Source organism: Citrobacter sp. Awk 2 (genome assembly GCF_028069815.1).
In the GTDB taxonomy this organism is placed as follows: domain Bacteria; phylum Pseudomonadota; class Gammaproteobacteria; order Enterobacterales; family Enterobacteriaceae; genus Citrobacter.
On the sequence record NZ_JANEWL010000074.1, the window covers coordinates 1 to 24367 of the forward strand.

Sequence of the window (24367 nt, forward strand, 5' to 3'; positions counted from 1 at the left end):
ATCTTGTCACCTCAAAAAGTGTAAATATGGAATTAACATAACTAATTTGTCATATTGACAATATTCAATAAATCATTTAAAAACAATGAATTACAACAATTCTCAGCAATTTTATATCACCATATCCTCACTATTTTTTCACTCACACTTTCAAGTCAGCCATTCTTTTTCCTCGCTTCTTTTTATAGTCATGAAAATCGGGACAACCCAGGCGAGGTCTTTATGCAACAAGAAGCGTTAGGAATGGTAGAAACCAAAGGCTTAACTGCAGCCATAGAGGCCGCAGACGCAATGGTGAAATCAGCCAATGTGATGCTGGTCGGCTACGAAAAAATTGGTTCAGGGCTGGTAACAGTCATTGTTCGCGGTGATGTCGGCGCGGTTAAAGCAGCAACAGATGCCGGTGCCGCCGCCGCACGCAACGTGGGAGAAGTGAAAGCCGTACATGTGATCCCACGCCCTCACACCGATGTCGAAAAAATCTTACCGAAGGGAATTAGCTAATGAGCAGCAATGAGCTGGTTGAACAGATCATGGCGCAGGTGATTGCTCGTGTGGCAACGCCAGAACAACAGGCTATCCCTGAAAATACTCACCCAACACGAGAAACGGCTATGGCAGAGAAGAGCTGCAGTTTAACGGAGTTTGTCGGTACTGCGATTGGCGACACCGTCGGTCTGGTAATCGCCAACGTAGACAGTGCCTTACTGGACGCGATGAAACTTGAAAAGCGCTATCGCTCCATCGGTATCCTCGGCGCACGCACAGGCGCAGGCCCACACATCATGGCCGCCGATGAAGCGGTAAAAGCCACAAATACTGAAGTCGTCAGTATTGAGCTTCCTCGTGATACCAAAGGCGGCGCGGGTCACGGCTCGCTGATTATCTTAGGCGGTAACGACGTTTCTGACGTGAAGCGCGGGATTGAAGTTGCGCTGAAAGAACTGGATCGCACCTTTGGCGATGTATATGCCAACGAAGCCGGACACATCGAAATGCAATACACGGCGCGCGCCAGCTACGCGCTGGAAAAAGCCTTCGGAGCACCAATTGGTCGTGCCTGTGGCGTTATCGTCGGTGCCCCTGCCTCCGTTGGTGTACTGATGGCCGATACGGCGCTGAAATCCGCCAATGTTGAAGTGGTGGCCTACAGTTCTCCCGCTCATGGCACCAGTTTCAGCAACGAAGCCATTCTGGTCATTTCCGGTGACTCTGGGGCTGTGCGTCAGGCCGTTATCTCAGCCCGTGAGATCGGTAAAACCGTGCTGGCGACCCTGGGCTCAGAACCCAAAAACGACCGTCCGTCCTATATCTGATATCAGTGAGGCTGATTCATGAGATCGAAAAGATTTGAAGCACTGGCGAAACGCCCTGTGAATCAGGACGGCTTCGTTAAGGAGTGGATCGAAGAAGGCTTCATTGCGATGGAAAGCCCGAACGACCCTAAGCCGTCGATTAAAATCGTCAACGGTATCGTCACTGAACTGGACGGCAAATCCGTCAGTGAATTTGATCTGATTGACCACTTCATCGCGCGCTACGGCATTAACCTGGCCCGCGCTGAAGAGGTGATGGCGATGGACTCGGTTAAACTCGCCAATATGCTTTGCGACCCTAACGTCAAGCGTATGGACATTGTTCCTCTGACCACTGCAATGACGCCAGCGAAAATTGTGGAAGTGGTTTCGCACATGAACGTCGTTGAGATGATGATGGCAATGCAGAAAATGCGTGCCCGCCGAACCCCTTCTCAACAAGCGCACGTGACTAACGTTAAAGACAACCCGGTACAGATTGCTGCCGATGCCGCCGAAGGCGCATGGCGTGGGTTTGACGAACAAGAAACCACGGTTGCGGTAGCACGCTACGCGCCGTTCAACGCCATCGCGCTATTGGTCGGCTCTCAGGTTGGTCGTCCGGGCGTACTGACGCAGTGCTCCCTGGAAGAAGCCACCGAGCTGAAGCTCGGTATGTTGGGCCACACTTGCTACGCCGAAACCATTTCCGTTTACGGCACCGAACCGGTCTTCACCGATGGTGACGATACGCCATGGTCGAAAGGTTTCTTAGCCTCTTCTTACGCCTCACGTGGCCTGAAAATGCGCTTCACTTCTGGCTCCGGTTCAGAAGTTCAGATGGGCTACGCCGAAGGCAAATCGATGCTTTATCTGGAAGCACGCTGCATTTACATCACCAAGGCGGCTGGCGTTCAGGGTTTGCAAAACGGTTCCGTAAGCTGCATCGGCGTACCGTCTGCCGTGCCATCAGGCATTCGCGCGGTACTGGCGGAAAACCTGATCTGCTCGTCACTGGATCTGGAATGCGCCTCCAGTAACGACCAGACCTTCACCCACTCCGATATGCGTCGTACTGCTCGTCTGCTGATGCAATTCTTGCCGGGTACAGATTTCATTTCATCTGGTTATTCCGCTGTTCCGAACTACGACAACATGTTCGCCGGTTCCAACGAGGATGCCGAAGATTTTGACGATTACAACGTCATCCAGCGCGATCTGAAAGTCGACGGTGGTTTGCGTCCGGTGCGTGAAGAAGACGTTATCGCCATTCGCAATAAAGCGGCTCGCGCACTGCAGGCCGTATTCGCCGGGATGGGATTACCGCCAATCACCGACGAAGAAGTCGAGGCCGCAACCTACGCCCACGGTTCAAAAGATATGCCAGAGCGTAACATCGTTGAAGACATCAAATTTGCGCAAGAGATCATCAATAAAAACCGTAACGGCCTGGAAGTGGTGAAAGCCCTTGCTCAGGGTGGGTTTACCGATGTTGCTCAAGACATGCTCAACATCCAAAAAGCCAAGTTAACCGGAGACTATCTGCATACCTCCGCCATTATCGTCGGCGACGGACAAGTGCTTTCCGCAGTGAATGACGTCAACGATTATGCCGGTCCGGCAACAGGTTATCGCCTGCAAGGCGAACGCTGGGAAGAAATTAAAAACATCCCTGGCGCACTTGATCCCAACGAGCTTGGCTAAGGGGTGAACAATGGAAATCAATGAAAAACTGCTGCGTCAGATAATTGAGGATGTGCTGGCTGAAATGCAGACCAGCGATAAACCCGTCTCTTTTCGCGCATCGGCCGCGACCAGTGCGCCACAGGCTGCAACGGTACAGGGCGACGGCTTTCTGACCGAAATTGGCGAAGCCAAACAAGGTCAGCAGCAGGACGAAGTCATTATTGCCGTAGGTCCGGCGTTTGGTCTCTCACAAACCGTCAATATCGTCGGTATTCCGCACAAAAATATTTTGCGCGAAGTGATAGCCGGTATTGAAGAAGAGGGAATTAAAGCACGCGTAATCCGTTGCTTTAAATCTTCCGATGTTGCGTTTGTGGCTGTGGAAGGTAACCGCCTGAGTGGTTCCGGGATCTCAATTGGCATCCAGTCCAAAGGCACCACGGTTATCCACCAGCAAGGGTTACCGCCGCTTTCTAACCTGGAGTTGTTCCCACAGGCACCGCTGCTGACGCTGGAAACCTACCGTCAGATTGGTAAGAACGCTGCGCGTTACGCCAAGCGTGAGTCTCCGCAACCGGTCCCGACGCTAAATGACCAAATGGCGCGTCCGAAGTATCAGGCGAAATCAGCCATTTTGCACATTAAAGAGACCAAATACGTCGTGACGGGCAAAAACCCGCAGGAACTGCGCGTGGCGCTTTGATAAAGGATAACTCCATGAATACCGACGCAATTGAATCGATGGTTCGGGATGTGTTGAGCCGGATGAACAGTCTGCAAGGAGAAACAACCTCTCCCGTTACGGCGGCAGCTCCAGCACATACCGCAAAAGTTACGGATTACCCGCTGGCGAATAAGCATCCTGAGTGGGTCAAAACCGCAACCAACAAAACGTTGGATGACTTCACGCTCGAAAATGTTCTGAGCAATAAAGTGACCGCGCAGGATATGCGTATCACACCTGAAACGCTGCGTATTCAGGCGGACATCGCCAAAGACGCCGGCCGTGACAGACTGGCGATGAACTTCGAACGTGCAGCCGAACTGACTGCTGTACCTGACGACCGCATTCTTGAGATCTACAACGCGTTACGGCCTTATCGCTCAACGAAAGACGAGTTGATGGCCATCGCCGACGATCTGGAGAGTCGCTATCAGGCGAAGATCTGTGCCGCGTTCGTTCGTGAAGCAGCAGCGCTGTATGTAGAGCGCAAGAAACTTAAAGGCGACGACTAACATCAGGGTGAAACGATGCGATATATAGCTGGCATTGATATAGGCAACTCATCAACGGAAGTTGCACTGGCAACCCTGGATGAGACTGGCGTGCTAAGTATTTCCGGCAGCGCACTGGCGGAAACCACCGGAATTAAAGGCACATTGCGTAATGTGTTTGGTATTCAGGAGGCACTTGCACAGGCGGCAAAAAATGCCGGCATTAATGTCAGCGATATTTCGCTCATCCGTATTAACGAAGCCACACCGGTTATCGGTGACGTGGCGATGGAAACCATCACCGAAACCATCATCACAGAATCCACCATGATCGGTCACAACCCCAAAACGCCTGGCGGTGTCGGGTTAGGCGTTGGTGTAACCATTACGCCGGAAGAGCTCCTGAGCCGTCCGGCGGATACGCCTTATATCCTGGTCGTTTCATCGGCTTTCGATTTTGCCGATGTCGCCACGATGATTAATGCTTCCGCACGCGCCGGATACCAGTTGACTGGCGTTATTTTGCAACAGGACGATGGCGTGCTGGTCAGTAATCGTCTGACTCATCCCCTGCCCATCGTCGATGAAGTCCTTCATATCGACCGCATCCCGCTGGGCATGCTGGCTGCCATTGAGGTCGCGGTTCCGGGCAAGGTTATCGAAACCCTTTCTAACCCGTACGGAATCGCAACTGTCTTTAGCCTTAGCGCAGAAGAGACCAAAAACATTGTCCCGATGGCCCGCGCGCTGATTGGCAACCGCTCTGCGGTAGTGGTGAAAACGCCATCAGGTGATGTGAAGGCTCGTGCAATCCCTGCCGGGAACCTGGAACTGCAATCGCAGGGACGAACCGTACGCGTCGATGTCGCAGCAGGTGCCGACGCGATTATGAAAGCGGTTGGTGAATGCCCGAAGCTGGATAACGTCACCGGAGAGGCGGGAACCAATATTGGCGGCATGCTAGAGCACGTTCGCCAGACAATGGCTGAATTAACCAACAAACCCAGCCATGAAATCTTTATTCAGGATCTGTTGGCCGTTGATACTTCAGTTCCAGTCAGCGTGACCGGGGGACTTGCTGGCGAGTTTTCGTTGGAACAGGCCGTTGGTATTGCTTCTATGGTGAAATCAGATCGTCTGCAAATGGCGATGATTGCCCAGGAAATCACGCAAAAACTCAACATTGATGTGCAGGTTGGTGGTGCTGAAGCCGAAGCCGCTATTCTGGGCGCCTTAACCACACCGGGTACCACACGTCCACTGGCTATTCTGGATCTTGGGGCCGGGTCTACTGACGCCTCTATCATTAATCCTAAGGGCGACATTATTGCCACACACCTAGCGGGCGCAGGCGATATGGTCACGATGATTATTGCCCGTGAACTGGGTCTGGATGACCGCTATTTGGCGGAAGAGATCAAGAAGTACCCGCTGGCGAAAGTAGAGAGCTTGTTCCACCTGCGTCACGAAGATGGCAGCGTTCAGTTCTTCCCTACGCCTCTCCCTCCTGCCGTTTTCGCTCGCGTATGCGTTGTAAAACCTGATGAACTGGTGCCACTGCCCGGCGATCTGGCGTTGGAAAAAGTGCGTGCTATTCGTCGCAGCGCTAAAGAGCGTGTTTTTGTGACCAACGCGCTGAGGGCGCTGCGACAGGTTAGCCCGACCGGGAATATTCGGGACATCCCCTTTGTCGTTTTGGTTGGAGGTTCCTCGCTGGACTTCGAAGTTCCGCAACTGGTTACTGATGCGCTGGCTCATTATCGCCTGGTCGCGGGTCGCGGCAATATTCGGGGCTCGGAAGGTCCGCGCAACGCAGTTGCGACGGGGTTAATTCTCTCCTGGTACAAGGCATTCGCTCATGGAAAGTAACCTCACTGTACCCGCTATCGTGATCTTCGCCATGGGTGACTGCGCAAACATCTGGAATGACGTTCTGCTGGGCATTGAAGAAGAAGGTATCCCCTTCGTGATTCAACAGACCCACTCGACTGACATTACCCACAACGCATGGCTGGCCGCTTGTCAGTCACCGTTGCTGGTCGGCATTGGATGCAGCCGGGAAAAGCTGGTTGTGCACTATAAGAATCTACCCACCTCAGCGCCACTTTTTACGCTGACGTATCAACAAAATAGCCACGCTCGCCGGAGCATTGGTAATAACGCTGCGCGACTGGTAAAAGGCATCCCCTTCCGGGACTGCCACTCATAATCCACAGGAGAAAAGCAGTATGAATAACGCACTGGGACTGGTTGAAACAAAAGGGCTCGTCGGCGCTATTGAAGCCGCTGATGCCATGGTGAAATCCGCAAATGTGCAGTTGGTTGGTTACGAAAAAATTGGCTCAGGACTTATCACCGTGATGGTCCGCGGAGATGTCGGCGCCGTAAAAGCCGCCGTAGATGCAGGAAGCGCAGCAGCGAGTGCTGTTGGAGAGGTGAAATCCTGTCACGTTATTCCACGTCCACACAGCGACGTTGAAGCCATTTTACCTAAATCCGCATAAATCGCCGTAAACAAGGAGCACAGCGTGAAGCAATCACTGGGATTACTTGAAGTTAGTGGTCTGGCATTAGCCATCAGTTGCGCGGACGTCATGGCGAAAGCCGCTTCCATCACGCTGGTGGGCCTCGAAAAAACCAACGGTTCAGGCTGGACGGTGATCAAAATCATCGGGGATGTGGCCTCCGTTCAGGCGGCTATATCCACCGGTGCCAGTTTAGCAGAACGGCAAAATGGACTGGTCGCGCACAGGGTCATTTCCAGGCCCGGAGAAGGCATTCTTTCCCACAGTGTGCCCGTGCAGCCAGCGCCAACGCCAACGCCAACAGCGATACCTGATGTATCGCAAGAGCAAGAAGAGATGGCTACAGAAATTGCATTACCTGGAGCAGCGCAACAGGCAGAGTTGATTAGCTGCAATCTGTGTCTTGACCCTGCCTGCCCTCGCCAGAAAGGCGAGCCACGCGCTCTCTGCCTGCATTCAGGCAAACGAGGTGAAGCGTAATGGATAAACAGCAACTGGAAACAACGGTCAGTAAAGTACTGGATGAAATGCGTGAACGCCCTATTCCTCTCGGGATTTCGAACCGCCACATCCATCTTTGCGCCGAGGACTACACTCGGCTGTTCCCTAATCAGCCGATTAGCGAGAAAAAGGGCCTGTTGCAGCCCGGACAATATGCCGCAGACCAGACCGTCACACTGGTCGGACCGAAAGGTCAGTTAAAGAATGTGCGTCTGCTTGGTCCACTGCGGAGTACTAGCCAGGTGGAGATATCGCGTACCGACGCCCGCACATTAGGCATCGCAGCACCGCTACGCATGTCCGGTAATATTCAGGGAACGCCTGGCATTCGTCTTATCAGCCCCTTTGCTGAACTGGACTTACCCTCCGGGGTTATAGTTGCTCAGCGACATATCCATATGTCGCCGCTGGATGCGCTGATACTGCGCGTATCTCATGGAGATAAAGTCTCCGTGGCTATCAATGGCGATGAACGCCGACTGATTTTCGATAATGTCGCCGTACGCGTTTCACCGGATATGCGCCTTGAGATGCATATCGATACAGACGAAGCCAATGCAGCAGGCGCTGATAATCCGCAGGCATTTGCCACATTGGTGACCCCACGATGAACAACGAACTGCTGCAACGCATCATTGAGGAAGTTGTTTCCCGGCTCAAAAAACGCGCGGAAAGTACCATCACGCTGAGCGTCGCACAGTTACGGGAAATCGATTCCCGGACATTATGTTGTCAGTACTCGTCACTGCACCTCCTGCAGGCAGACCTGCCTTTACTGGAGAAAATTGCAGATTGCATTCCGTCCAGTGTCGCGGCGGTAACAATCCACGAGGCGCTGGCATGCGGACTTCGCGTAAAAATCACTCTACAGCATCGGCTGCTACCGGCACTCCCCGTGAAAAAGCTCACGCGACTGCCGCTGGAGTTCAGTAATGAACTGGGGCACATCGTCATGCTGCATCCTGAAACGCTCTTAAGTTATGCCGATGTTGCCCAACTTAACGGTGGCATCCTGGTGTTGCGTCGTCGCTGTGTCGTGACGGCACTGGCTCGGGAAGCGGTTAGTACGCGAAATATTCAATTAATTAAGCAGGAGTGAACCATGTATCTGGCAAGGGTTACAGGCGTTGTGGTTTCTACGCAAAAGTCACCATCGCTGGTGGGGAAAAAACTGTTGCTGGTACGCCGGGTAAGCACTGACGGAGAGCTCCCCGCCTCCCCCGTTACCGGAGATGAAGTCGCGGTTGACTCAGTCGGTGCAGGGACTGGCGAATTGGTGTTACTCAGTAGCGGTTCGAGCGCCAGGCATGTTTTTTCCGGCCCTAATGAGGCCATCGATTTGGCGATCGTCGGCATCGTCGACACGCTTTCTCGTTAGGAGGAACTATGGCGATTTATACCCGCACTGGCGACGCTGGCACAACAGCGCTTTTTACCGGACAACGCGTGAGTAAATCGCATCCGCGCGTTGAGGCCTACGGTACGTTGGATGAACTCAATGCTGCATTGAGCCTGTGTGCCTGCGCGGTAAAAAGTCAGCAACATCGTCTCTTACTTGAAGATATTCAATTGCAGTTGTTTTGGTTCAGTGCCGAACTGGCCAGCGAGAGCGAACAGCCCACTCCCGATCAGCGCTACATCAGTTCGGAAGAAATTGCGGCGCTGGAAGCCGCCATTGATACCGCAATGGGAAGAATGCCGCCCCTGCGCAGCTTTATTTTACCTGGCCGCTGCGAAGCCGCCAGTCGTCTGCACTTTGCCCGCACGCTGGCTCGCCGCGCAGAGAGGCGACTGGTCGAGCTCTCCAGCGAAATCCCCGTCAGACACGTACTGATGCGTTATATCAACCGCCTGTCTGACTGTTTATATGCGCTTGCACGCGCAGAAGATCATGACGCCCATCAAAACGACATTATCCAGAAAGTGGCGGAGCGCTATCTTGCGGCCACTCGCACAGCAGTCACCAGGGAGTCGACTATGTCTTTGTCTTTTCACGAACTCCATCAACTGACACGCGCGGCAGTAACGCGCGCTGAAGAGCTCCAGGTCCCTGTTGTTGTCAGCATAGTGGATACCAATGGTACGCCTACAGTGACATGGCGCATGCCAGATGCCTTGCTCGTCAGTAGTGAGCTGGCACCGAAAAAAGCCTGGACCGCCGTCGCAATGAAAACTGCCACGCACGAACTGACGTCCGCGGTTCAGCCGGGCGCCGCACTTTACGGTCTGGAAAGCCATATGCAGGGAAAAATCGTCACCTTTGGAGGCGGCTACGCATTATGGCGCGAAGGTTTACTCCTTGGGGGTCTTGGCATCAGCGGAGGAAGCGTTGAGCAGGATATGGACATTGCAGAAACGGCCATTGCGGCGATTAACGTGAGAACACATCAATGAATACTTCAGAACTTGAAACCCTTATCCGCAACATTTTGACTGAGCAACTCGCCCCGGCAAAAACAGACGTTAAGGGTAACGGAATTTTTCCGTGCGTCGGTGAAGCGATCGATGCCGCTCATCAGGCTTTTTTGCGTTACCAGCAATGTCCGCTAAAAACCCGCAGCGCCATCATAAACGCCCTGCGGGAAGAACTGACGCCTCATCTGGCTTCTTTGGCCGCTGAAAGCGCAACAGAAACGGGTATGGGTAACAAAGAGGATAAGTTTCTTAAAAATAAAGCTGCGCTGGATAACACCCCAGGCATCGAAGACCTCACCACCACTGCACTTACCGGTGACGGTGGCATGGTGTTGTTTGAGTATTCTCCATTTGGGGTGATTGGCTCCGTTGCGCCAAGTACGAACCCCACGGAAACCATCATCAATAACAGCATTAGCATGCTGGCCGCGGGAAACAGCGTTTACTTCAGCCCGCACCCTGGCGCAAAAGTGGTATCACTGAAACTGATTGCCATGATTGAAGATATTGCCTTCCGCTGCTGCGGGATTAGGAATCTTGTCGTCACGGTCACAGAACCTACTTTTGAAGCTACCCAGCAGATGATGGCTCACCCTAAAATCGCAGTTCTGGCGATTACCGGCGGCCCTGGCATTGTTGCTATGGGTATGAAAAGCGGGAAGAAAGTTATTGGTGCTGGCGCAGGAAACCCGCCCTGTATTGTGGATGAAACTGCTGACCTGGTTAAAGCAGCTGAAGATATCATCAACGGTGCATCGTTTGATTACAACCTGCCCTGTATTGCTGAGAAAAGCCTGATTGTTGTCGATGCTGTTGCTGAACGACTGGTCCAACAAATGCAGTCTTTTGGCGCGTTACTTCTGCACAACGAAGACATCAACAAACTGCGCGCCGCCTGTCTGCCTGAAGGCATAGCCAATAAAAAACTGGTTGGAAAGAGTCCAGCAGCCCTGCTTGAAGCTGCGGACATACCGGTTCCGGCAAAAACACCTCGCCTGTTGATTGGCATCGTCAATGCTGACGATCCATGGGTCACCAGCGAACAGTTGATGCCAATGCTGCCCATCGTGAGCGTAAAGGATTTTGACAGTGCACTGGCGTTGGCACTGAAAGTTGAAGAGGGACTGCATCACACTGCCATCATGCATTCACAAAACGTGTCACGTCTGAATCTTGCTGCCCGCACCCTTCAGACCTCTATCTTTGTGAAAAATGGCCCCTCTTACGCCGGTATTGGTGTCGGTGGTGAAGGCTTTACCACCTTTACTATCGCTACCCCTACTGGTGAAGGCACGACGTCAGCGCGAACTTTCGCACGCTCTCGTCGTTGCGTGCTCACCAACGGTTTTTCTATTCGCTAATGAGGCCGTTATGAATAGCTTTTCACTGCAAACACAATTGTACAGCGGCCAGGGAAGTCTGGATGTGCTTAAGCGCTTCTCCAATAAGCATATCTGGATTATTTGCGACGGTTTTCTCGCACGTTCCCCCCTGATTGAAAAGCTGCGAAATACGCTGCCCGCGGATAACCGCATCAGCATTTTCAGTGATATAACACCCGATCCCACCATCAGTACGGTAGTCCAGGGGATTGCACAAATGCAGTCCCTGCAACCGGATGTCGTGATTGGTTTTGGCGGTGGCTCCGCACTTGACGCCGCCAAAGCTATCGTCTGGTTCAGCCGTCAGTTTGGCATTGAAATCGAAACCTGTGTGGCAATTCCCACCACCAGCGGTACAGGCTCGGAAGTGACCAGTGCCTGCGTGATCAGCGATCCAGAGAAAGGTATTAAATATCCACTCTTTAATAACGCGCTCTACCCTGACATGGCCATTCTTGATCCTATGTTGGTTGTCAGCGTACCACCCGCTATTACTGCGAATACCGGACTGGACGTCCTGACACATGCACTGGAAGCCTATGTATCGACAAAAGCCAGTGATTTCACGGATGCGCTGGCGGAAAAATCCGCGCAAATTGTCTTCCAGTACCTGCCTGTTGCGGTTAGCAAAGGTGATTGCCTGGCTACTCGGGGGAAAATGCACAATGCCTCTACGTTGGCAGGGATGGCATTTAGCCAGGCGGGGCTGGGCATCAATCACGCTATTGCCCATCAGCTCGGTGGTCAGTTTCACTTACCCCATGGGCTGGCCAACGCACTGTTACTCACTCGTGTCATTCAGTTTAATGCACGCGACCCGCGGGCAGCAAAGCGCTATGCCCGTTTCGCTAAAGCCTGCCATTTATGCCCGGATAGTACGAATGATACGGCGGCACTCAATGCGCTCATTCATCATATTGAACAACTCAAAAAACAGTGCGCGTTACCGTCATTTGTTGATGCACTGAAAGACGAGAAGCATACCTGGTCGCAACGTATACCGTCGATGGTTCAGGCCGCACTGGCTGATGTCACGTTGCAAACCAATCCCCGCGTAGCCGATGCCAGTGCCATTCAGGAACTGCTTGAGGAATTATTATGAGTACAGCCATGACGGCAGAACATGTTCTTTATGACGCACAAACGATACGCGATCGCGTGCGTGCAGCAGGCGTGGTTGGGGCCGGTGGTGCAGGGTTTCCTGCACACGTTAAACTCCAGGCGCAGGTTGATACGTTTCTGGTGAACGCCGCAGAATGCGAGCCAATGCTGAAAGTCGATCAACAATTAATGGCGGTGCAAGCGGCGAGGCTGATACGTGGCGTTCAGTATGCCATGACAGCAACAGGGGCCAATACAGGCATTATTGCCCTCAAAGAAAAATATCAAAAGGCCATCAATGCGTTAACACCACTTTTACCGACCAACATCAGGTTACATATTTTACCCGATGTGTATCCGGCCGGTGACGAGGTGCTGACCATCTGGATGGCAACGGGAAGGCGGGTTCCTCCAGCCGCGCTGCCCGTTAGCGTAGGCGTGGTGGTCAATAACGTCCAGACCGTGCTCAATATCGCCAGAGCGGTTGAACAGCAGTACCCCGTTACCCGTCGCACGCTGACCGTCAACGGTGCGGTCGCCAGACCGTTAACGCTGAGTGTTCCCATCGGTATGCCTTTACGCGAAGTCCTGACACTGGCGGGTGGCGCCACCGTTGACGATCCTGGTTTTATCAACGGCGGTCCGATGATGGGTGGCCTGATTACTTCGCTGGATACCCCCGTGAGCAAGACCACCGGGGGGCTACTGGTATTGCCCAAATCCCATGCGCTGATTCAACGACGAATGCAGGACGAACGCACCGTGCTTGCGGTTGCAAAAACCGTTTGCGAGCAATGTCGTCTGTGCACTGATTTATGCCCAAGACACTTAATCGGTCATGAACTATCACCGCATCTGCTGGTTCGCGCAGTGAACTACCAACAGGCAGCCACCCCGCAGCTGCTGCTCACTGCCCTGACCTGTTCAGAATGCAATGTCTGTGAAAGTGTGGCTTGTCCGGTAGGCATTTCGCCGATGCGCATCAACCGTATGCTCAAACGTGAACTACGGGCGCTTAATCATCGTTATGAGGGACCACTAAATCCTGAAGACGAAATGGCGAAGTACCGTTTGATTCCGGTTAAACGACTCATCACCAAACTTGGCCTCAGCGACTGGTACCACGACGCGCCCTTGTCTGAGGCAGATTACACCACAGACGAAACAACACTGCTGTTACGCCAGCATATTGGCGCCAGCGCTATCCCCTGCGTGCAAAAAGGTGAGCGTGTTGTTCGTGGCCAATGTGTTGCTGATGTACCCGAAGGCGCGTTAGGCGCACCTGTCCACGCCAGTATTGACGGTCTTGTCAGCGAGATAACCGGGCAATCCATCACGGTAATAAGAGGTTAATCATGTCTCAGGCTATAGGGATTTTAGAACTCACCAGCATCGCCAAAGGGATGGAAGCCGGTGATGCGATGCTAAAAAGCGCGAATGTGAATTTGCTGGTCAGCAAAACCATCTGCCCTGGAAAGTTTTTACTGATGCTCGGGGGTGACGTAGGCGCAGTACAGCAGGCCATTGCAACAGGGACATCTCTTGCAGGCGATATGCTCGTCGACAGTCTGGTGCTCCCAAACATTCATGCCAGCATTCTCCCGGCAATTAGCGGACTTAACAGTGTGGATAAGCATCAGGCTGTCGGGATTGTTGAAACCTGGAGCGTAGCGGCGTGTATCTGTGCCGCCGATCGTGCAGTTAAAGCGTCCAATGTCACGCTGGTACGGGTGCATATGGCATTCGGTATTGGTGGTAAATGCTACATGGTTGTCGCGGGCGATGTTTCCGATGTCAATAACGCCGTGACAGTCGCCAGCGAAAGCGCCGGGGAAAAAGGTCTGCTAGTTTATCGCTCCGTCATACCACGCCCGCATGAAAGCATGTGGCGGCAAATAGTGGAGGGATAATGGACAGACAACCGCCGACGGATCGCATGATCCAGGAATACGTACCCGGCAAGCAGGTCACACTGGCGCACCTTATTGCTAATCCTGGTAAGGATTTATTCAAAAAGTTGGGGTTGCAGGACTCAGTCTCGGCCATTGGTATTTTAACCATTACGCCCAGTGAAGCCTCAATTATCGCCTGTGATATCGCCACGAAATCTGGTGCGGTAGAGATCGGATTTCTCGATCGTTTTACCGGTGCAGTCGTACTGACGGGTGATGTTTCAGCTGTTGAGTACGCGCTGAAACAGGTTACCAGAACGCTTGGCGAAATGATGCGTTTTACTGCGTGTCCTATTACCCGGACGTAACCACATGAAACGCATCATGCTAATTGGCCCCAGCCAGTGCGGTAAAACCTCACTCACACAATGCCTGCGCGGAGAAGCACTTCATTACCAGAAAACTCAGGCGATTGTCTGGTCGCCAACGACAATAGACACGCCGGGTGAATATCTTGAGAACCGCTGCCTGTACAGTGCGTTACTGGCCAGCGCCTGCGAAGCCGACATTATCGCTCTGGTACTGAATGCCGACGCCCCATGGTCACCTTTTTCTCCCGGCTTTACTGGCCCAATGAACAGACCTGTTATCGGCCTCGTCACCAAAGCCGATTTAGCTAACCCTCAGAGGATTTCACTCGTAGAAAGCTGGTTGGTTCAGGCAGGAGCGCAGAACGTGTTTATCACCAGCGCGCTGGAGAATACCGGGGTCGATGAGATGTTCATTTTTCTGAATGCAAAGGAACCGTCATGTCTCACAAAATAATGGCCATAAACGCGGGTAGCTCTTCACTTAAGTTTCAGTTACTGGCGATGCCGCAGGGTGAAATGATCTGCCAGGGACTGATTGAACGTATCGGGATGTCTGACGCGCAGGTCACGCTTAAAACACCCGTACAGAAATGGCAGGAGACGTTACCCGTTGCCGATCACCGTGAAGCAGTAACGCTGTTACTGGAAAAACTGCTTAGCCTGAACATCATCAAGAGTCTGGAAGAGATCGATGGCGTCGGTCATCGCGTCGCACATGGTGGTGAGTCTTTTAAAGACTCCGCCCTCGTCAACGATGAAACACTGGCCGAAATCGAGCGTCTTGCAGAACTGGCGCCACTGCATAACCCGGTTAATGCACTGGGGATTGCAGTTTTTCGTCAGCTATTACCCGAAGCACCCGCCGTCGCAGTTTTTGACACTGCTTTTCATCAGACGCTGACGGAGCCTTCTTTTGTTTATCCTCTGCCCTGGCGCTATTACTCAGAGCTGGGAATTCGGCGTTACGGTTTTCATGGTACCAGCCACAAATACGTCAGTACCGCGTTGGCTGAAAAGCTGGGCGTCCCGCTCAGCGCACTGCGCGTCGTATGCTGTCATCTTGGTAATGGCAGCAGCATCTGTGCCATCAAGGGCGGAAAATCGGTGAATACCTCGATGGGCTTTACACCACAGTCTGGCGTGATGATGGGTACGCGCAGCGGAGATATTGACCCGTCTATTTTGCCGTGGATTGCCCTGCGCGAAGGTAAAACACCACAGCAACTTAACCAACTCCTCAACAATGAGTCGGGATTACTTGGGGTTTCCGGTATCTCATCAGACTATCGTGATGTTGAACGCGCCGCAGATGAAGGCAACTCACAGGCTGCACTCGCACTTACGCTGTTTGCAGAACGAATTCGCGCCACAATAGGCAGTTATATTATGCAGATGGGCGGCCTGGATGCTTTGGTATTTACGGGTGGAATTGGTGAAAACTCAGCCCGAGCACGCGCTGCGATTTGCCACAATCTGAATTTCTTAGGTCTGGCCGTTGATGATGAAAAAAATCAGCGCAACGCAACCTTTATTCAAACTGAAACTGCGCTGGTCAAAGTGGCCGTTATAAATACCAATGAAGAGTTGATGATCGCGCAGGATGTTATGCGTATAGCGATATCAGAAACTGTGACATTGGGCATTCCTGCTTAATCCTGCCGCACCGCAAATTGCGGCAAATCATGGTAATAGCGCGATCGCCATGACACTATGCGCCGAGGATTGCTGATCACAAAGGTGAAGACGTGGCTGTTGCGCAATGTCCCGCATCGTGCGGAGAACTTATCCAGGGCTGGATTCTGGGCAGTGAGAAACTGGTCTCCTGCCCGGTTGAATGGTATAGCACCGTCGAGGTCTGCTCTGGTTCACCACAAGTGGATGAACGCCCATTGTCGCGAGCGATGGTTGACCGGTTATTGCAGCACTGGCACTACCCGGCGCATATCAGTCAGGATATTCGAATAGATATCCAGTCAACGATTCCCATTGCGAAAGGAATGGCCAGTAGCACCGCGGATATTGCCGCCACCGCGCTTGCCACCGCTCATTTTCTGGGTCATCAGCTAGATGAACCTACACTGGCGCAGCTTTGCGTTTCTCTTGAACCTACCGACAGCACCGTTTTCCGTCAGTTAACCCTTTTCGATCATAACGACGCCTCTACGCAAATTCCCTGTGAAGCGCAGCCCCAGCTTGACCTGTTGGTTCTGGAAAGCCCGGAAACACTACGTACCGCAGATTATCACCGCATTCCCCGCCAGCCCGGGCTACAGGCAGGTGCTCCCGCGCTTAAACGCGCATGGGAAAAAGTACAGGAAGCCTGTATTAGTCAAAATCCCTATCGAATGGGAGAGGCTGCCACGCTTAGCGCAATCGCCAGCCAAATGTTGTTGCCAAAACCAGATTTCGATTCGCTATTGGCGCTGGTAGAAGAATGTGATTTATACGGGGTGAATGTTGCGCACAGCGGCAGCGTGGTGGGTCTGATGCTGGACAGAAAACGTCATGATGTTGATTACATCAAATGGATGCTGGCACAGAAAAAACTGACAACTCACTGGCCTGAGCAGCATTTACTGCGGATGGTAACTGGCGGGGTAAAACTACAGTAGGGGCGCCGCTTAGCAGCGCCCCTACTGTCATAAAACGTTACTCTGCTTTCGCTTCGCCGTTTTTCACTTCACCCATGGCTTTCAGCTTTTTAGAGATATCACGACGCTCTTTAGAGATCTCTGCATTTTTGATGATGTAATCATCTACACGATCTTCATAGTCGCTTTTCATGCTGGCGATGATACCCTGGATAGCATCAACGCTCATGCCCGGCTTGATGTAGTCGCTCAGGTTGTCCAGCAGCAGGACGCGTTTCTGGTTGTCACGGATCTTTTTCTCAACGTCCTGGATTTCACGTTGCAGTTTGTTTTTACGACGGAACAGACGAACAAATTCCAGCACGTCCTGGAAAGAAGGCTTGGTAGTTTCCATTTTTACACCCCTGATAATGTGAGATTCGGATTCGTTAAAACAACGGCTAAAGTGGGTCAACATTACTTTCATGCCCGCCATACTTCAAGTTGCATCTGCATTGATAATGCATGGCTGAAACCTGAATTATCGAGGGTAAAGCCATTGTAGTTACCAATGGTTTTAGCCTTTTTCAATATCATACCCTTAATCTTTGCTGAATCGAAGCAGCAGTAGAACCAATCCCCTCATCTGCTCTTTATTTGCGCAGCGCGCGACAAATTAAATGTGAGAGCAATTCCAGCTGCCGCGCCATCTCCATATTCAACCAGACATAGCCGTGAATAGGTGTTTCAGCAACATTATCGCCCTTATGCTCAGCGATGAGTTGGCGCAACTCCTCCACGGTGTCATTGAGTTTTTCCGTATTGGCGAGTATCGGCTGTGGATTACCTTCATATAGTGCATGAGTGATCGTCAGTAGCGCCTGTTGCGTTCTGAGCTGAGTTTCACGCAGGGTATGCGCGTTCAGCATCACAAAGTGGCTGGTACGCGTCGCCCACAGCGCGTTGATCTGCAGCTCAAGCATGCACACCAGATTGCGGTTAACCGTCTGAATAGCTTCAAAGATTGATTTTTGGATGTGGGTCTCTTTACTGGCAGGAACAATTAGTCCACGCATTTTGACAACGTCACTCAGTAGTTGTTGTAAATGCTTCTCCAGTCGGGGCTGTTCGAGCAAGTTAGGTGACAACGCAGCCTGATACACCCGGTTATACCCCGTGACACAATGCGCCAGTTGAATACGCCAGTGAATAAATGCCCGCTGCGGCCAGATACCGGTAAACAGCATCGCCAGTAACGATCCCAAAATCACGTCGCCACCGCGCCACAACGCTGTATTCATGTCACCCGCGGGAGCCCCGACGACGACGGCAAGCGTTATGCCAATCAGCAATGCCTGATAGGGTTTTTTACCTAATGCCAGCCAGCCGCAGAGAAACATCGCCACTGCGCACCATATCAGCATAAGCGGAAGTGACAGGAGTTCGAGACGCAGAGCAACCAGCCCAAGTACTGAGCCCAGAATCGTCCCGCCAATGCGTTCAAGCGCTCTTGGGACGACGTTACCCCAGAATGAAATGGGCCCCATAATCACCACCAGCGTGATCAGAGGCCATGTACCTTCAGGAATATCCAGCAGGCGAACCAACAGAAAAGTAAGAAGAAACGCCAGCGCAATGCGAATACCGTGCACCACGCGATAATGACGATACAAACGAATTTCAAAAGGACTCAGCGACTTATCGGCACGCACTCATCCACTCCGTCAGGGAATAGCAAAGAACAGAATTGTACCTGCTTTTTTAGTGAAAACATCACCGTTATCAGCAGGACTTTCACCCTGATTTACGCAAAAAACAGCTACTTCGGCTGTACTGGCACATACATTTCGATGTCCCAGTAACCGTCTTCCATGCCATTATTCATATAAATCTCAAAACAGGGTTTGGCTGCTATCTGGTATGTTGCGTCCTGCAGCAGAAGATTAAAAAATTGATACCATGGCGTCGCAAAGTCATGATTTTCAACACGAGCAACAGCAATAGCATACTCACCACCGGCCAGTTCAGTCAGTATCACTCCTTCGCTGTTCTCTGGGATCTCGAAATTCTCTGCGACGGAAACCACAGTATCGCAGCGCAGTTTGTCAGCAGGCACAACATCCGGGTTGTCGTAATAAACGGCGATCCATTCCAGCGGCACTATCTGCTTGTCATCCACCCACATGACTAACTGCTCAAAACCCTGCTTTACCGTTTGCTCCCACGGTCCAACCATGTGAAAACCGGCAATCCTGCGTTTATCGACCTGCTTTATCTCGTACTCCATATAACCTCCGTCGTTACACTGTATTTATATACAGTGTAATTTTTGTGTATTACGGCCACAAGGAAATAGTGATTATTATGTGAGCAGTTTCGCACTCTTGCCAGTCAGTAGCATGGGTGAAAAATTACACCTTATGGTGGAAGTAATCGCTCAGACGCGAAAATACGCCGCCTTTACTGACCGATTCCAGGGTGACCAGTGGCCAATGCGCTACCAGCTTATCCCTGTCATAGAGTTCAATTTCCCCCACGCGTTGACGCGCGGCAATAGGCGCTACCAGTTCTTTCTTATCAAGAACATATTTTGCTTTGATATTCTGGACTTCAGCCTTAGGTAGCGCCATCCAGAAATCCTGCTCGGTGCCGAGGCTAATGTTTTCTTTATCGCCATACCAGATTCGTTCGACGCCGACTTGCTTACCGCTACGCAACACCTGCACCGTATCAAAATTTTGTTGCCCCCACTGCAGCAGTTTGCGTGCCTGATCCTCGCGTCCTTTCGCGCTCTCGGCTCCCATCACCACGGCAATCAGGCGACGCTGTCCATCAACTGCGGAGGCAATCAGGTTAAATCCTGCCCCGGATGTGTGCCCGGTCTTCAGGCCATCGATGTTCATCGTTTTATCCCACAGCAGTCCGTTACGGTTTTGCTGCGTGATACCGTTCCAGGTAAGACTCTTCTCACTGTACATGTGGTAGAACTCAGGTTCCCCGTGAATAATCGCCCGGGACAACACGGCCAGATCGTAGGCCGAGCTATGCTGGCCTGGCGCGTCCAGCCCATGCACCGTTTCGAAATGTGTATCTTTAAGCTTCAGCTTCTCAACGTAACTGTTCATCATCGCAACAAACTGTGGCTGTCCACCCGCGATGTAATCAGCCAGCGCGACGCATGCGTCATTGCCGGAATCAACAATCAAGCCGCGACTTAAATCACGTACCGAAACGCGATCGCCTTCTTTCAGGAACATTAATGATGAGCCGACAAACACCGGATTATCTTTCGCCCATGCGTCACGCCCGACAGTGACGATATCCGTTGGGCTAATGCGATGGCTATCAATCGCACGATCGACAACATAGCCGGTCATTAACTTGGTCAGGCTGGCGGGGTTGCGTTGCTGGTGTTCATTACCGGCGGTCAGGATTTGGCCCGTGGTGTAGTCCATAAGCACCCACGCGCCAGCATTGATGGCAGGAGGCCGGGGTGCAAAACTGGCGACATCAGTCGCATAAGCGGACGAAAAACTTATCGCGAATAGCGAAGCGGCAATAAACAAACGGCGTTTCAACAGCATGTCCTCATAACCAGGAGAAATAGCCGTTCTTTTTACGGAAGTTCTGCCGAACAAACATGGATAAATTGCAAGAAAATGTGACATAAGGCACATTTTCTTGCTGTTAAAGAAAGAATATCAGACGGGCTTCCCCTGCAAAATACGCGCAGAATTAGCCTTTATGTGATGAGGTTTCTGCATGATGGCTGCGATGACGGTGATAGCCGTCAATCATGCTGCGAAAGATTTGCCCCGGCGTGTCACCCAATGTGCACAGGTAAATATGTGCACAAATGAACAGAATGCCAACAATCGCCAACACCATATGCAGCACCAGTACCACCGGCCCGGCGCCGATAATCTGCGGGTAAAGGCAGAGTAACCCGGTAATAATTAACAGCGGAACCAACGCATACATGATGGCCAGATAGGCCAACTGTTGCAGAGGGTTAAATTTATTCTCCGCTGTTGCCGCAAACGGATGTGCCTCACCTTTCATTATCCCATACAGATAAAAACGCGTTTGCAGCAGGCAACGGGTTATCAACCCGCTGAATTGCACACGATAGTGACAACCGTTGCCGCTGGTGGCATTGATCATGACGAAGCCAATCCAGAAAGCCAGTAATGCGAATCCACACCAGGTGTGCACCTGCACCATCAGAGCTACCGGTCCGATAGAAAAATGGCCGAACAAACCGCTTAGCAGAAGCAGAATAAAAAGCAGCGCATTTCCCCAGTGCCAACGGCGGACAGCCAATGAGTAAAGATAGTCACGGTGCTCTTCTCCAGCAGCCGTTTTGGGTGCCAGCATTCGGCGCAGCATTGCATGTAGCACCAGACCAGCAATCATCAACAGAATGACTACGCCTGCATAAATGAGCCACAGCGGCCAGTAGTCTGGCGCATAGTTAAGCTCTGCTCCCCAGATAGAATTCATACTTTTCCCTCCTGATGAATCTCTTTACGCCGGAAAATGCTTACTGCACCGCTACGCGTATCCTGCTGACGGTAAACCTCTTTTTGGTGAATCCAGTGCTGAATTTCAGGGTCATCACGGCGACCAAACCTCAGCGCATCCGTAGGGCATACGGAAACACAGGCAGGCGATTGTCCAGCGTCCAGACGGGTATCCGCGCAAAAGTTACATTTATCTGCAATTCCTGTTTGTGGGTTCAGGTAGCGCACATGGAACGGACAGGCGGCAACGCAATAATCACAGCCAATACAGCGGGACTTGTCCACCTGCACAATGCCGTTTTCGTCCCGAAACGAAGCGCCAGTCGGACAGACGCTGACACAAGGCGCATCTTCGCAGTGCTGGCAGGAGACGCGGACAAACTGGAAGTGAGACAGCACCTCAGGTTCATTTTCCGGTGAGCGGATCTGCACCTGCAGCCGGCTAAAACCTTCTGGCACGTCATTCAGGACTTTGCAGGCAACCGTGCACGCCTGGCAACCAATACAGCGTTTCTCGTCATGCAGCATGACATACGGATTTGTTGACTGATTCATGATGTTCTCCTTTCTCATGCCCGACGAAGCGTAACGCCAGCGGTGTGGACCACCGTGCCGGATACCGGACTGGTCACATGTGGAAGCAAGTTGCCACAGTGGATCCCATGCGTTGTCGCTGCGGTTTTTGCGCCGGCCTTGGCGCCGAATCCCATATAGACGAACAGCGTATCGGGTCGAATACCAGCAGTGACCAGCGCTTTGCCTTTCTCCTTACCCGTCGCATTTTCAAGCCAGATGTCATCGCCGCTTTTAATCCCTTTTTCTCCAGCCGTTTTCGGGTGGATCCACACCGCGTTATCCCACATCAGCTCGCTGAGTAATGGAACATATTGCGTCGCGCCATTGGTGTGAACCGCGACTTTGCCTTGAATGAAATAGAGTTCATTGTCGGCCTTGAGCGCAAAATTGCGTGCACGAGGAATACCATAGCCCGGCAGGAGTGTTTCCAGTTCTTCAGAATAAAGTTCGATTTTTCCGGATGGGGATTTGAAGCGCAGTTGTTCGCCATACGTACCGTCATTGTCAACGGCCACTGCTCCCGGATACTGCGCAGTAAACTGGCGTACCGATTCAGGTTCGCGCAGCAACAGTGGAACGCCCCACTCCCGATACCCTTTCTGGCGCAGTTCAGCAGATAACGCATGGTCACCATTGAGCTGATACAGCTGGCGTACTTGCATATCTTGCCACGGATAGTACTGCCCAAGACCCAGTTGCTCGCCCAGCTCTTTCCAGATTTGCCAGCTTGGGCGCGCATCACCAATAGGCTCGACAACCTGCTGGCGCAGCGCATAGGCCGGATTCAGCCCCGACATATCAGAGACTTCTTCATCGCGTTCGAGGTAGGTGCATTCAGGTAGCAAGTAATCGGCATAGGCCGCGCTTTCGCTTAAATAGACATCGCAGCTGACCACCAGATCCAACTGCTCAACGGTTTTGACCAGATCCGGCCGACAGGTCACAGTTTGAAAAGGGTTATGCCGGGACATAATCCATCCTTTCACCGGATAAGGCGTCTGGTTTAACACAGCATCGATAATGCTCTGCACCACCCCACCACCCGCAGCGATGTATTTGAATTGTGGCGCGACCAGGTCAATACGCTGCGCCGTTGGCTTAGGGAGTTTGGCATCCGGTTTCGCCAGCACCGGAGCCACCTTCTCTCCCGCCAGCTTATTGTAGGTTGCAGCGGCTTTTTTCTGGTACATGCCGCCTTCGCGCTCAATATTTCCCAGCAGCACGTTGAGGGTGAAAATCATGCGCCGCATGTCGATCTCTTCCTGCGAAAAAGTCGCACGGTGACCAGGACTGACAATAGCATGGGGTGCGCAGGCCGCCATTTCACGAGTCACCCGGGTAATGACATCTGCAGGCACGTCGGCCAACTTTTGTGCCCATTCCGGCGTGGCCTCTTGTACCGCCTCTGCCAGTTGGTCAAAACCTGTTGTATAGCGTTCAACGAATCCCGCGTCATACAATTTTTCAGTAATCATGACGTGGCACATCGCCATCAGCACCGGTAAGTCTCCCCCCGGTTTAATCGCATGCCATTCATCCGCCTTACTGGAAAATACCGACAGTCGGGGGTCGAAGCTGACCATCTTCGCGCCCTTCTCTTGTGCGGTCATCAGTTCATGAGTATCGGCAACCTCAATTCCTTCATAGAGGTTATGTCCAAAAGAGACCATGTAGCGGGTATTGGCGATATCCATTGCTAAATCCCCACCCATCATCACTTTGGCGGCAATGGCTTTACCTGCTGGGCAAGTTGAAGCGTGCGTGAAGGTATTTGGTGAGCCAAAAGCCGTCGCCAAATGAAATAAATGGCTGGAAAGCGAACCGGATTTAGAGGAGAAGACAACGCCCTGCGGCCCGTATTGATTTTTTATTGCCGTCATCTTTTCGGCAATTTCTTGATACGCCTGTTGCCAGCTAATGACCTGCCATTCGCCACTGCCACGCGGCCCGGTGCGTTTCATCGGTTTCACAATCCGGTGCGGGTCGTTTACCAGGCTAACGCCGCTGCCCCCGCGAGCACAAACGCGCGTGCCTTGCTGAGGGGCATTAGGGTTTCCCTGGATAAAAACTGTTTTATTATTAATCACCTGAGCCTGAATTGGACAGCGAAAGGAACACATTTCACACAGACTTGGCGTCAGGGATGTTTTCCCTTTAATACTCTCTGGCGAATTTCGCGCCAGTGCGCCAGGTGGGAAACTGCCTATTGCACAGGCCGAGCAGCCAATACCCACGCCTCGCAAAAAATTACGCCGACTAATGCTCATATAACCTCCTGTTATTAGATATATCCAATGATTATATGGCCTTTAAAT

General features: G+C 52.2%; 28 protein-coding genes. 21 read left to right on the forward strand and 7 right to left on the reverse strand.

Annotation, left to right across the window (positions count from 1 at the left end; translation table 11 throughout):
* The first annotated feature begins 222 nt into the window (after nucleotides 1-222).
* From pduA to NNO02_RS16860, 21 genes are all read left to right on the forward strand, one after another.
* Nucleotides 223-504 carry a propanediol utilization microcompartment protein PduA gene (gene pduA, locus NNO02_RS16760; protein ID WP_003030255.1) on the forward strand — a complete coding sequence of 94 codons (282 nt, stop codon included), beginning with the start codon at nucleotides 223-225 and terminating at the stop codon, nucleotides 502-504.
* On the forward strand, nucleotides 504-1316 hold the full coding sequence (gene pduB, locus NNO02_RS16765) for a propanediol utilization microcompartment protein PduB (RefSeq protein WP_137382366.1): 813 nt from the start codon (nucleotides 504-506) through the stop codon (nucleotides 1314-1316). The genes pduA and pduB overlap by 1 nt, the downstream gene beginning before the upstream one ends.
* An 18-nt stretch (nucleotides 1317-1334) precedes the next feature.
* Nucleotides 1335-2999, forward strand: a complete 1665-nt coding sequence (gene pduC / locus NNO02_RS16770) for a propanediol dehydratase large subunit PduC (protein ID WP_271442449.1) — start codon at nucleotides 1335-1337, stop codon at nucleotides 2997-2999.
* A gap of 10 nt (nucleotides 3000-3009) precedes the next feature.
* On the forward strand, nucleotides 3010-3684 hold the full coding sequence (pduD, locus tag NNO02_RS16775) for a propanediol dehydratase medium subunit PduD (protein ID WP_271442448.1): 675 nt from the start codon (nucleotides 3010-3012) through the stop codon (nucleotides 3682-3684).
* A 14-nt stretch (nucleotides 3685-3698) separates the two neighbouring features.
* Nucleotides 3699-4217 carry a propanediol dehydratase small subunit PduE gene (gene pduE / locus NNO02_RS16780; RefSeq protein WP_137382368.1) on the forward strand — a complete coding sequence of 173 codons (519 nt, stop codon included), beginning with the start codon at nucleotides 3699-3701 and terminating at the stop codon, nucleotides 4215-4217.
* 15 nt (nucleotides 4218-4232) lie between these two features.
* Entirely contained in the window at nucleotides 4233-6065 is a 1833-nt protein-coding gene (locus tag NNO02_RS16785) for a diol dehydratase reactivase subunit alpha (RefSeq protein ID WP_271455298.1), read from the forward strand.
* Entirely contained in the window at nucleotides 6055-6405 is a 351-nt protein-coding gene (locus NNO02_RS16790) for a glycerol dehydratase reactivase beta/small subunit family protein (protein WP_271448969.1), read from the forward strand. The genes NNO02_RS16785 and NNO02_RS16790 overlap by 11 nt, the downstream gene beginning before the upstream one ends.
* A gap of 19 nt (nucleotides 6406-6424) precedes the next feature.
* Nucleotides 6425-6700: a propanediol utilization microcompartment protein PduJ gene (gene pduJ, locus NNO02_RS16795; RefSeq protein ID WP_001057752.1), complete on the forward strand. Its 276-nt coding sequence runs from the start codon at nucleotides 6425-6427 to the stop codon at nucleotides 6698-6700.
* Between the two features lie 24 nt (nucleotides 6701-6724).
* Nucleotides 6725-7201 (forward strand): BMC domain-containing protein, encoded by a 477-nt coding sequence (locus tag NNO02_RS16800; protein WP_271455299.1) that lies wholly within the window; start codon nucleotides 6725-6727, stop codon nucleotides 7199-7201.
* Nucleotides 7201-7833: a phosphate propanoyltransferase gene (locus NNO02_RS16805; RefSeq protein WP_271448971.1), complete on the forward strand. Its 633-nt coding sequence runs from the start codon at nucleotides 7201-7203 to the stop codon at nucleotides 7831-7833. Before NNO02_RS16800 ends, NNO02_RS16805 begins: the two co-directional genes overlap by 1 nt.
* Nucleotides 7830-8321 (forward strand): microcompartment protein PduM, encoded by a 492-nt coding sequence (gene pduM, locus NNO02_RS16810; RefSeq protein ID WP_271455300.1) that lies wholly within the window; start codon nucleotides 7830-7832, stop codon nucleotides 8319-8321. The genes NNO02_RS16805 and pduM overlap by 4 nt, the downstream gene beginning before the upstream one ends.
* A 3-nt stretch (nucleotides 8322-8324) precedes the next feature.
* Complete coding sequence (locus NNO02_RS16815; RefSeq protein ID WP_271455301.1) at nucleotides 8325-8600, forward strand: EutN/CcmL family microcompartment protein; 276 nt, start codon at nucleotides 8325-8327, stop codon at nucleotides 8598-8600.
* Between the two features lie 8 nt (nucleotides 8601-8608).
* On the forward strand, nucleotides 8609-9616 hold the full coding sequence (pduO, locus tag NNO02_RS16820) for a two-domain cob(I)yrinic acid a,c-diamide adenosyltransferase PduO (RefSeq protein WP_271455302.1): 1008 nt from the start codon (nucleotides 8609-8611) through the stop codon (nucleotides 9614-9616).
* Nucleotides 9613-10998 carry a CoA-acylating propionaldehyde dehydrogenase PduP gene (gene pduP, locus NNO02_RS16825; protein WP_271455303.1) on the forward strand — a complete coding sequence of 462 codons (1386 nt, stop codon included), beginning with the start codon at nucleotides 9613-9615 and terminating at the stop codon, nucleotides 10996-10998. Before pduO ends, pduP begins: the two co-directional genes overlap by 4 nt.
* A 10-nt stretch (nucleotides 10999-11008) precedes the next feature.
* Nucleotides 11009-12121, forward strand: a complete 1113-nt coding sequence (locus NNO02_RS16830) for a 1-propanol dehydrogenase PduQ (RefSeq protein ID WP_271455304.1) — start codon at nucleotides 11009-11011, stop codon at nucleotides 12119-12121.
* Entirely contained in the window at nucleotides 12118-13473 is a 1356-nt protein-coding gene (gene pduS / locus NNO02_RS16835; RefSeq protein WP_271455305.1) for a cobalamin reductase PduS, read from the forward strand. The genes NNO02_RS16830 and pduS overlap by 4 nt, the downstream gene beginning before the upstream one ends.
* 2 nt (nucleotides 13474-13475) lie before the next feature.
* Nucleotides 13476-14030, forward strand: a complete 555-nt coding sequence (gene pduT, locus NNO02_RS16840) for a propanediol utilization microcompartment protein PduT (protein WP_271455306.1) — start codon at nucleotides 13476-13478, stop codon at nucleotides 14028-14030.
* A complete protein-coding gene (pduU, locus tag NNO02_RS16845; RefSeq protein ID WP_048212006.1) occupies nucleotides 14030-14380 on the forward strand; it encodes a propanediol utilization microcompartment protein PduU in 351 nt (116 codons plus the stop codon). Before pduT ends, pduU begins: the two co-directional genes overlap by 1 nt.
* A gap of 4 nt (nucleotides 14381-14384) precedes the next feature.
* Nucleotides 14385-14837, forward strand: coding sequence for a propanediol utilization protein PduV (pduV, locus tag NNO02_RS16850; RefSeq protein WP_005128040.1), 453 nt, complete (start codon nucleotides 14385-14387; stop codon nucleotides 14835-14837).
* Nucleotides 14822-16036: an acetate/propionate family kinase gene (locus tag NNO02_RS16855; RefSeq protein WP_271442436.1), complete on the forward strand. Its 1215-nt coding sequence runs from the start codon at nucleotides 14822-14824 to the stop codon at nucleotides 16034-16036. Before pduV ends, NNO02_RS16855 begins: the two co-directional genes overlap by 16 nt.
* A 92-nt stretch (nucleotides 16037-16128) precedes the next feature.
* Nucleotides 16129-16995 carry an L-threonine kinase gene (locus tag NNO02_RS16860; protein WP_271455307.1) on the forward strand — a complete coding sequence of 289 codons (867 nt, stop codon included), beginning with the start codon at nucleotides 16129-16131 and terminating at the stop codon, nucleotides 16993-16995.
* A 37-nt stretch (nucleotides 16996-17032) separates the two neighbouring features.
* Here the strand turns inward: NNO02_RS16860 and NNO02_RS16865 are convergent, their stop codons facing one another.
* From NNO02_RS16865 to phsA, 7 genes are all read right to left on the reverse strand, one after another.
* Nucleotides 17033-17368 (reverse strand): DUF496 family protein, encoded by a 336-nt coding sequence (locus NNO02_RS16865; protein WP_005128046.1) that lies wholly within the window; start codon nucleotides 17366-17368, stop codon nucleotides 17033-17035.
* A gap of 238 nt (nucleotides 17369-17606) precedes the next feature.
* Nucleotides 17607-18665, reverse strand: a complete 1059-nt coding sequence (locus NNO02_RS16870) for an FUSC family protein (RefSeq protein ID WP_137382382.1) — start codon at nucleotides 18663-18665, stop codon at nucleotides 17607-17609.
* Nucleotides 18666-18772: 107 nt separating this feature from the next.
* Nucleotides 18773-19240: a DNA gyrase inhibitor SbmC gene (sbmC, locus tag NNO02_RS16875; RefSeq protein WP_005128054.1), complete on the reverse strand. Its 468-nt coding sequence runs from the start codon at nucleotides 19238-19240 to the stop codon at nucleotides 18773-18775.
* A gap of 124 nt (nucleotides 19241-19364) precedes the next feature.
* Nucleotides 19365-20537: a serine-type D-Ala-D-Ala carboxypeptidase DacD gene (gene dacD, locus NNO02_RS16880; protein ID WP_271455308.1), complete on the reverse strand. Its 1173-nt coding sequence runs from the start codon at nucleotides 20535-20537 to the stop codon at nucleotides 19365-19367.
* A gap of 151 nt (nucleotides 20538-20688) precedes the next feature.
* The gene (gene phsC, locus NNO02_RS16885) at nucleotides 20689-21456 is read right to left on the reverse strand and encodes a thiosulfate reductase cytochrome B subunit (protein WP_271455309.1); all 768 of its coding nucleotides are present in this window, start codon (nucleotides 21454-21456) and stop codon (nucleotides 20689-20691) included.
* Entirely contained in the window at nucleotides 21453-22031 is a 579-nt protein-coding gene (gene phsB / locus NNO02_RS16890; RefSeq protein WP_271455310.1) for a thiosulfate reductase electron transport protein PhsB, read from the reverse strand. The genes phsC and phsB overlap by 4 nt, the downstream gene beginning before the upstream one ends.
* A 14-nt stretch (nucleotides 22032-22045) precedes the next feature.
* Nucleotides 22046-24319, reverse strand: a complete 2274-nt coding sequence (phsA, locus tag NNO02_RS16895; protein ID WP_271455311.1) for a thiosulfate reductase PhsA — start codon at nucleotides 24317-24319, stop codon at nucleotides 22046-22048.
* Nucleotides 24320-24367: the final 48 nt, after the last annotated feature.

Excerpts from the sequence above, each read along its gene's own strand:
- pduV (WP_005128040.1), top strand. The coding sequence starts at position 14,385 with ATGAAACGCATCATGCTAATTGGCCCCAGCCAGTGCGGTAAAACCTCA.
- pduA (WP_003030255.1), top strand. The coding sequence starts at position 223 with ATGCAACAAGAAGCGTTAGGAATGGTAGAAACCAAAGGCTTAACTGCA.
- pduP (WP_271455303.1), top strand. The coding sequence starts at position 9,613 with ATGAATACTTCAGAACTTGAAACCCTTATCCGCAACATTTTGACTGAG.
- pduS (WP_271455305.1), top strand. The coding sequence starts at position 12,118 with ATGAGTACAGCCATGACGGCAGAACATGTTCTTTATGACGCACAAACG.
- pduO (WP_271455302.1), top strand. The coding sequence starts at position 8,609 with ATGGCGATTTATACCCGCACTGGCGACGCTGGCACAACAGCGCTTTTT.
- NNO02_RS16790 (WP_271448969.1), top strand. The coding sequence starts at position 6,055 with ATGGAAAGTAACCTCACTGTACCCGCTATCGTGATCTTCGCCATGGGT.
- pduE (WP_137382368.1), top strand. The coding sequence starts at position 3,699 with ATGAATACCGACGCAATTGAATCGATGGTTCGGGATGTGTTGAGCCGG.
- pduU (WP_048212006.1), top strand. The coding sequence starts at position 14,030 with ATGGACAGACAACCGCCGACGGATCGCATGATCCAGGAATACGTACCC.
- phsC (WP_271455309.1), bottom strand. The coding sequence starts at position 21,456 with ATGAATTCTATCTGGGGAGCAGAGCTTAACTATGCGCCAGACTACTGG.
- NNO02_RS16855 (WP_271442436.1), top strand. The coding sequence starts at position 14,822 with ATGTCTCACAAAATAATGGCCATAAACGCGGGTAGCTCTTCACTTAAG.
- pduC (WP_271442449.1), top strand. The coding sequence starts at position 1,335 with ATGAGATCGAAAAGATTTGAAGCACTGGCGAAACGCCCTGTGAATCAG.
- NNO02_RS16865 (WP_005128046.1), bottom strand. The coding sequence starts at position 17,368 with ATGGAAACTACCAAGCCTTCTTTCCAGGACGTGCTGGAATTTGTTCGT.
- pduD (WP_271442448.1), top strand. The coding sequence starts at position 3,010 with ATGGAAATCAATGAAAAACTGCTGCGTCAGATAATTGAGGATGTGCTG.
- pduM (WP_271455300.1), top strand. The coding sequence starts at position 7,830 with ATGAACAACGAACTGCTGCAACGCATCATTGAGGAAGTTGTTTCCCGG.
- pduJ (WP_001057752.1), top strand. The coding sequence starts at position 6,425 with ATGAATAACGCACTGGGACTGGTTGAAACAAAAGGGCTCGTCGGCGCT.
- dacD (WP_271455308.1), bottom strand. The coding sequence starts at position 20,537 with ATGCTGTTGAAACGCCGTTTGTTTATTGCCGCTTCGCTATTCGCGATA.
- phsB (WP_271455310.1), bottom strand. The coding sequence starts at position 22,031 with ATGAATCAGTCAACAAATCCGTATGTCATGCTGCATGACGAGAAACGC.
- pduB (WP_137382366.1), top strand. The coding sequence starts at position 504 with ATGAGCAGCAATGAGCTGGTTGAACAGATCATGGCGCAGGTGATTGCT.
- NNO02_RS16830 (WP_271455304.1), top strand. The coding sequence starts at position 11,009 with ATGAATAGCTTTTCACTGCAAACACAATTGTACAGCGGCCAGGGAAGT.
- NNO02_RS16785 (WP_271455298.1), top strand. The coding sequence starts at position 4,233 with ATGCGATATATAGCTGGCATTGATATAGGCAACTCATCAACGGAAGTT.
- phsA (WP_271455311.1), bottom strand. The coding sequence starts at position 24,319 with ATGAGCATTAGTCGGCGTAATTTTTTGCGAGGCGTGGGTATTGGCTGC.
- NNO02_RS16805 (WP_271448971.1), top strand. The coding sequence starts at position 7,201 with ATGGATAAACAGCAACTGGAAACAACGGTCAGTAAAGTACTGGATGAA.
- sbmC (WP_005128054.1), bottom strand. The coding sequence starts at position 19,240 with ATGGAGTACGAGATAAAGCAGGTCGATAAACGCAGGATTGCCGGTTTT.
- NNO02_RS16815 (WP_271455301.1), top strand. The coding sequence starts at position 8,325 with ATGTATCTGGCAAGGGTTACAGGCGTTGTGGTTTCTACGCAAAAGTCA.
- pduT (WP_271455306.1), top strand. The coding sequence starts at position 13,476 with ATGTCTCAGGCTATAGGGATTTTAGAACTCACCAGCATCGCCAAAGGG.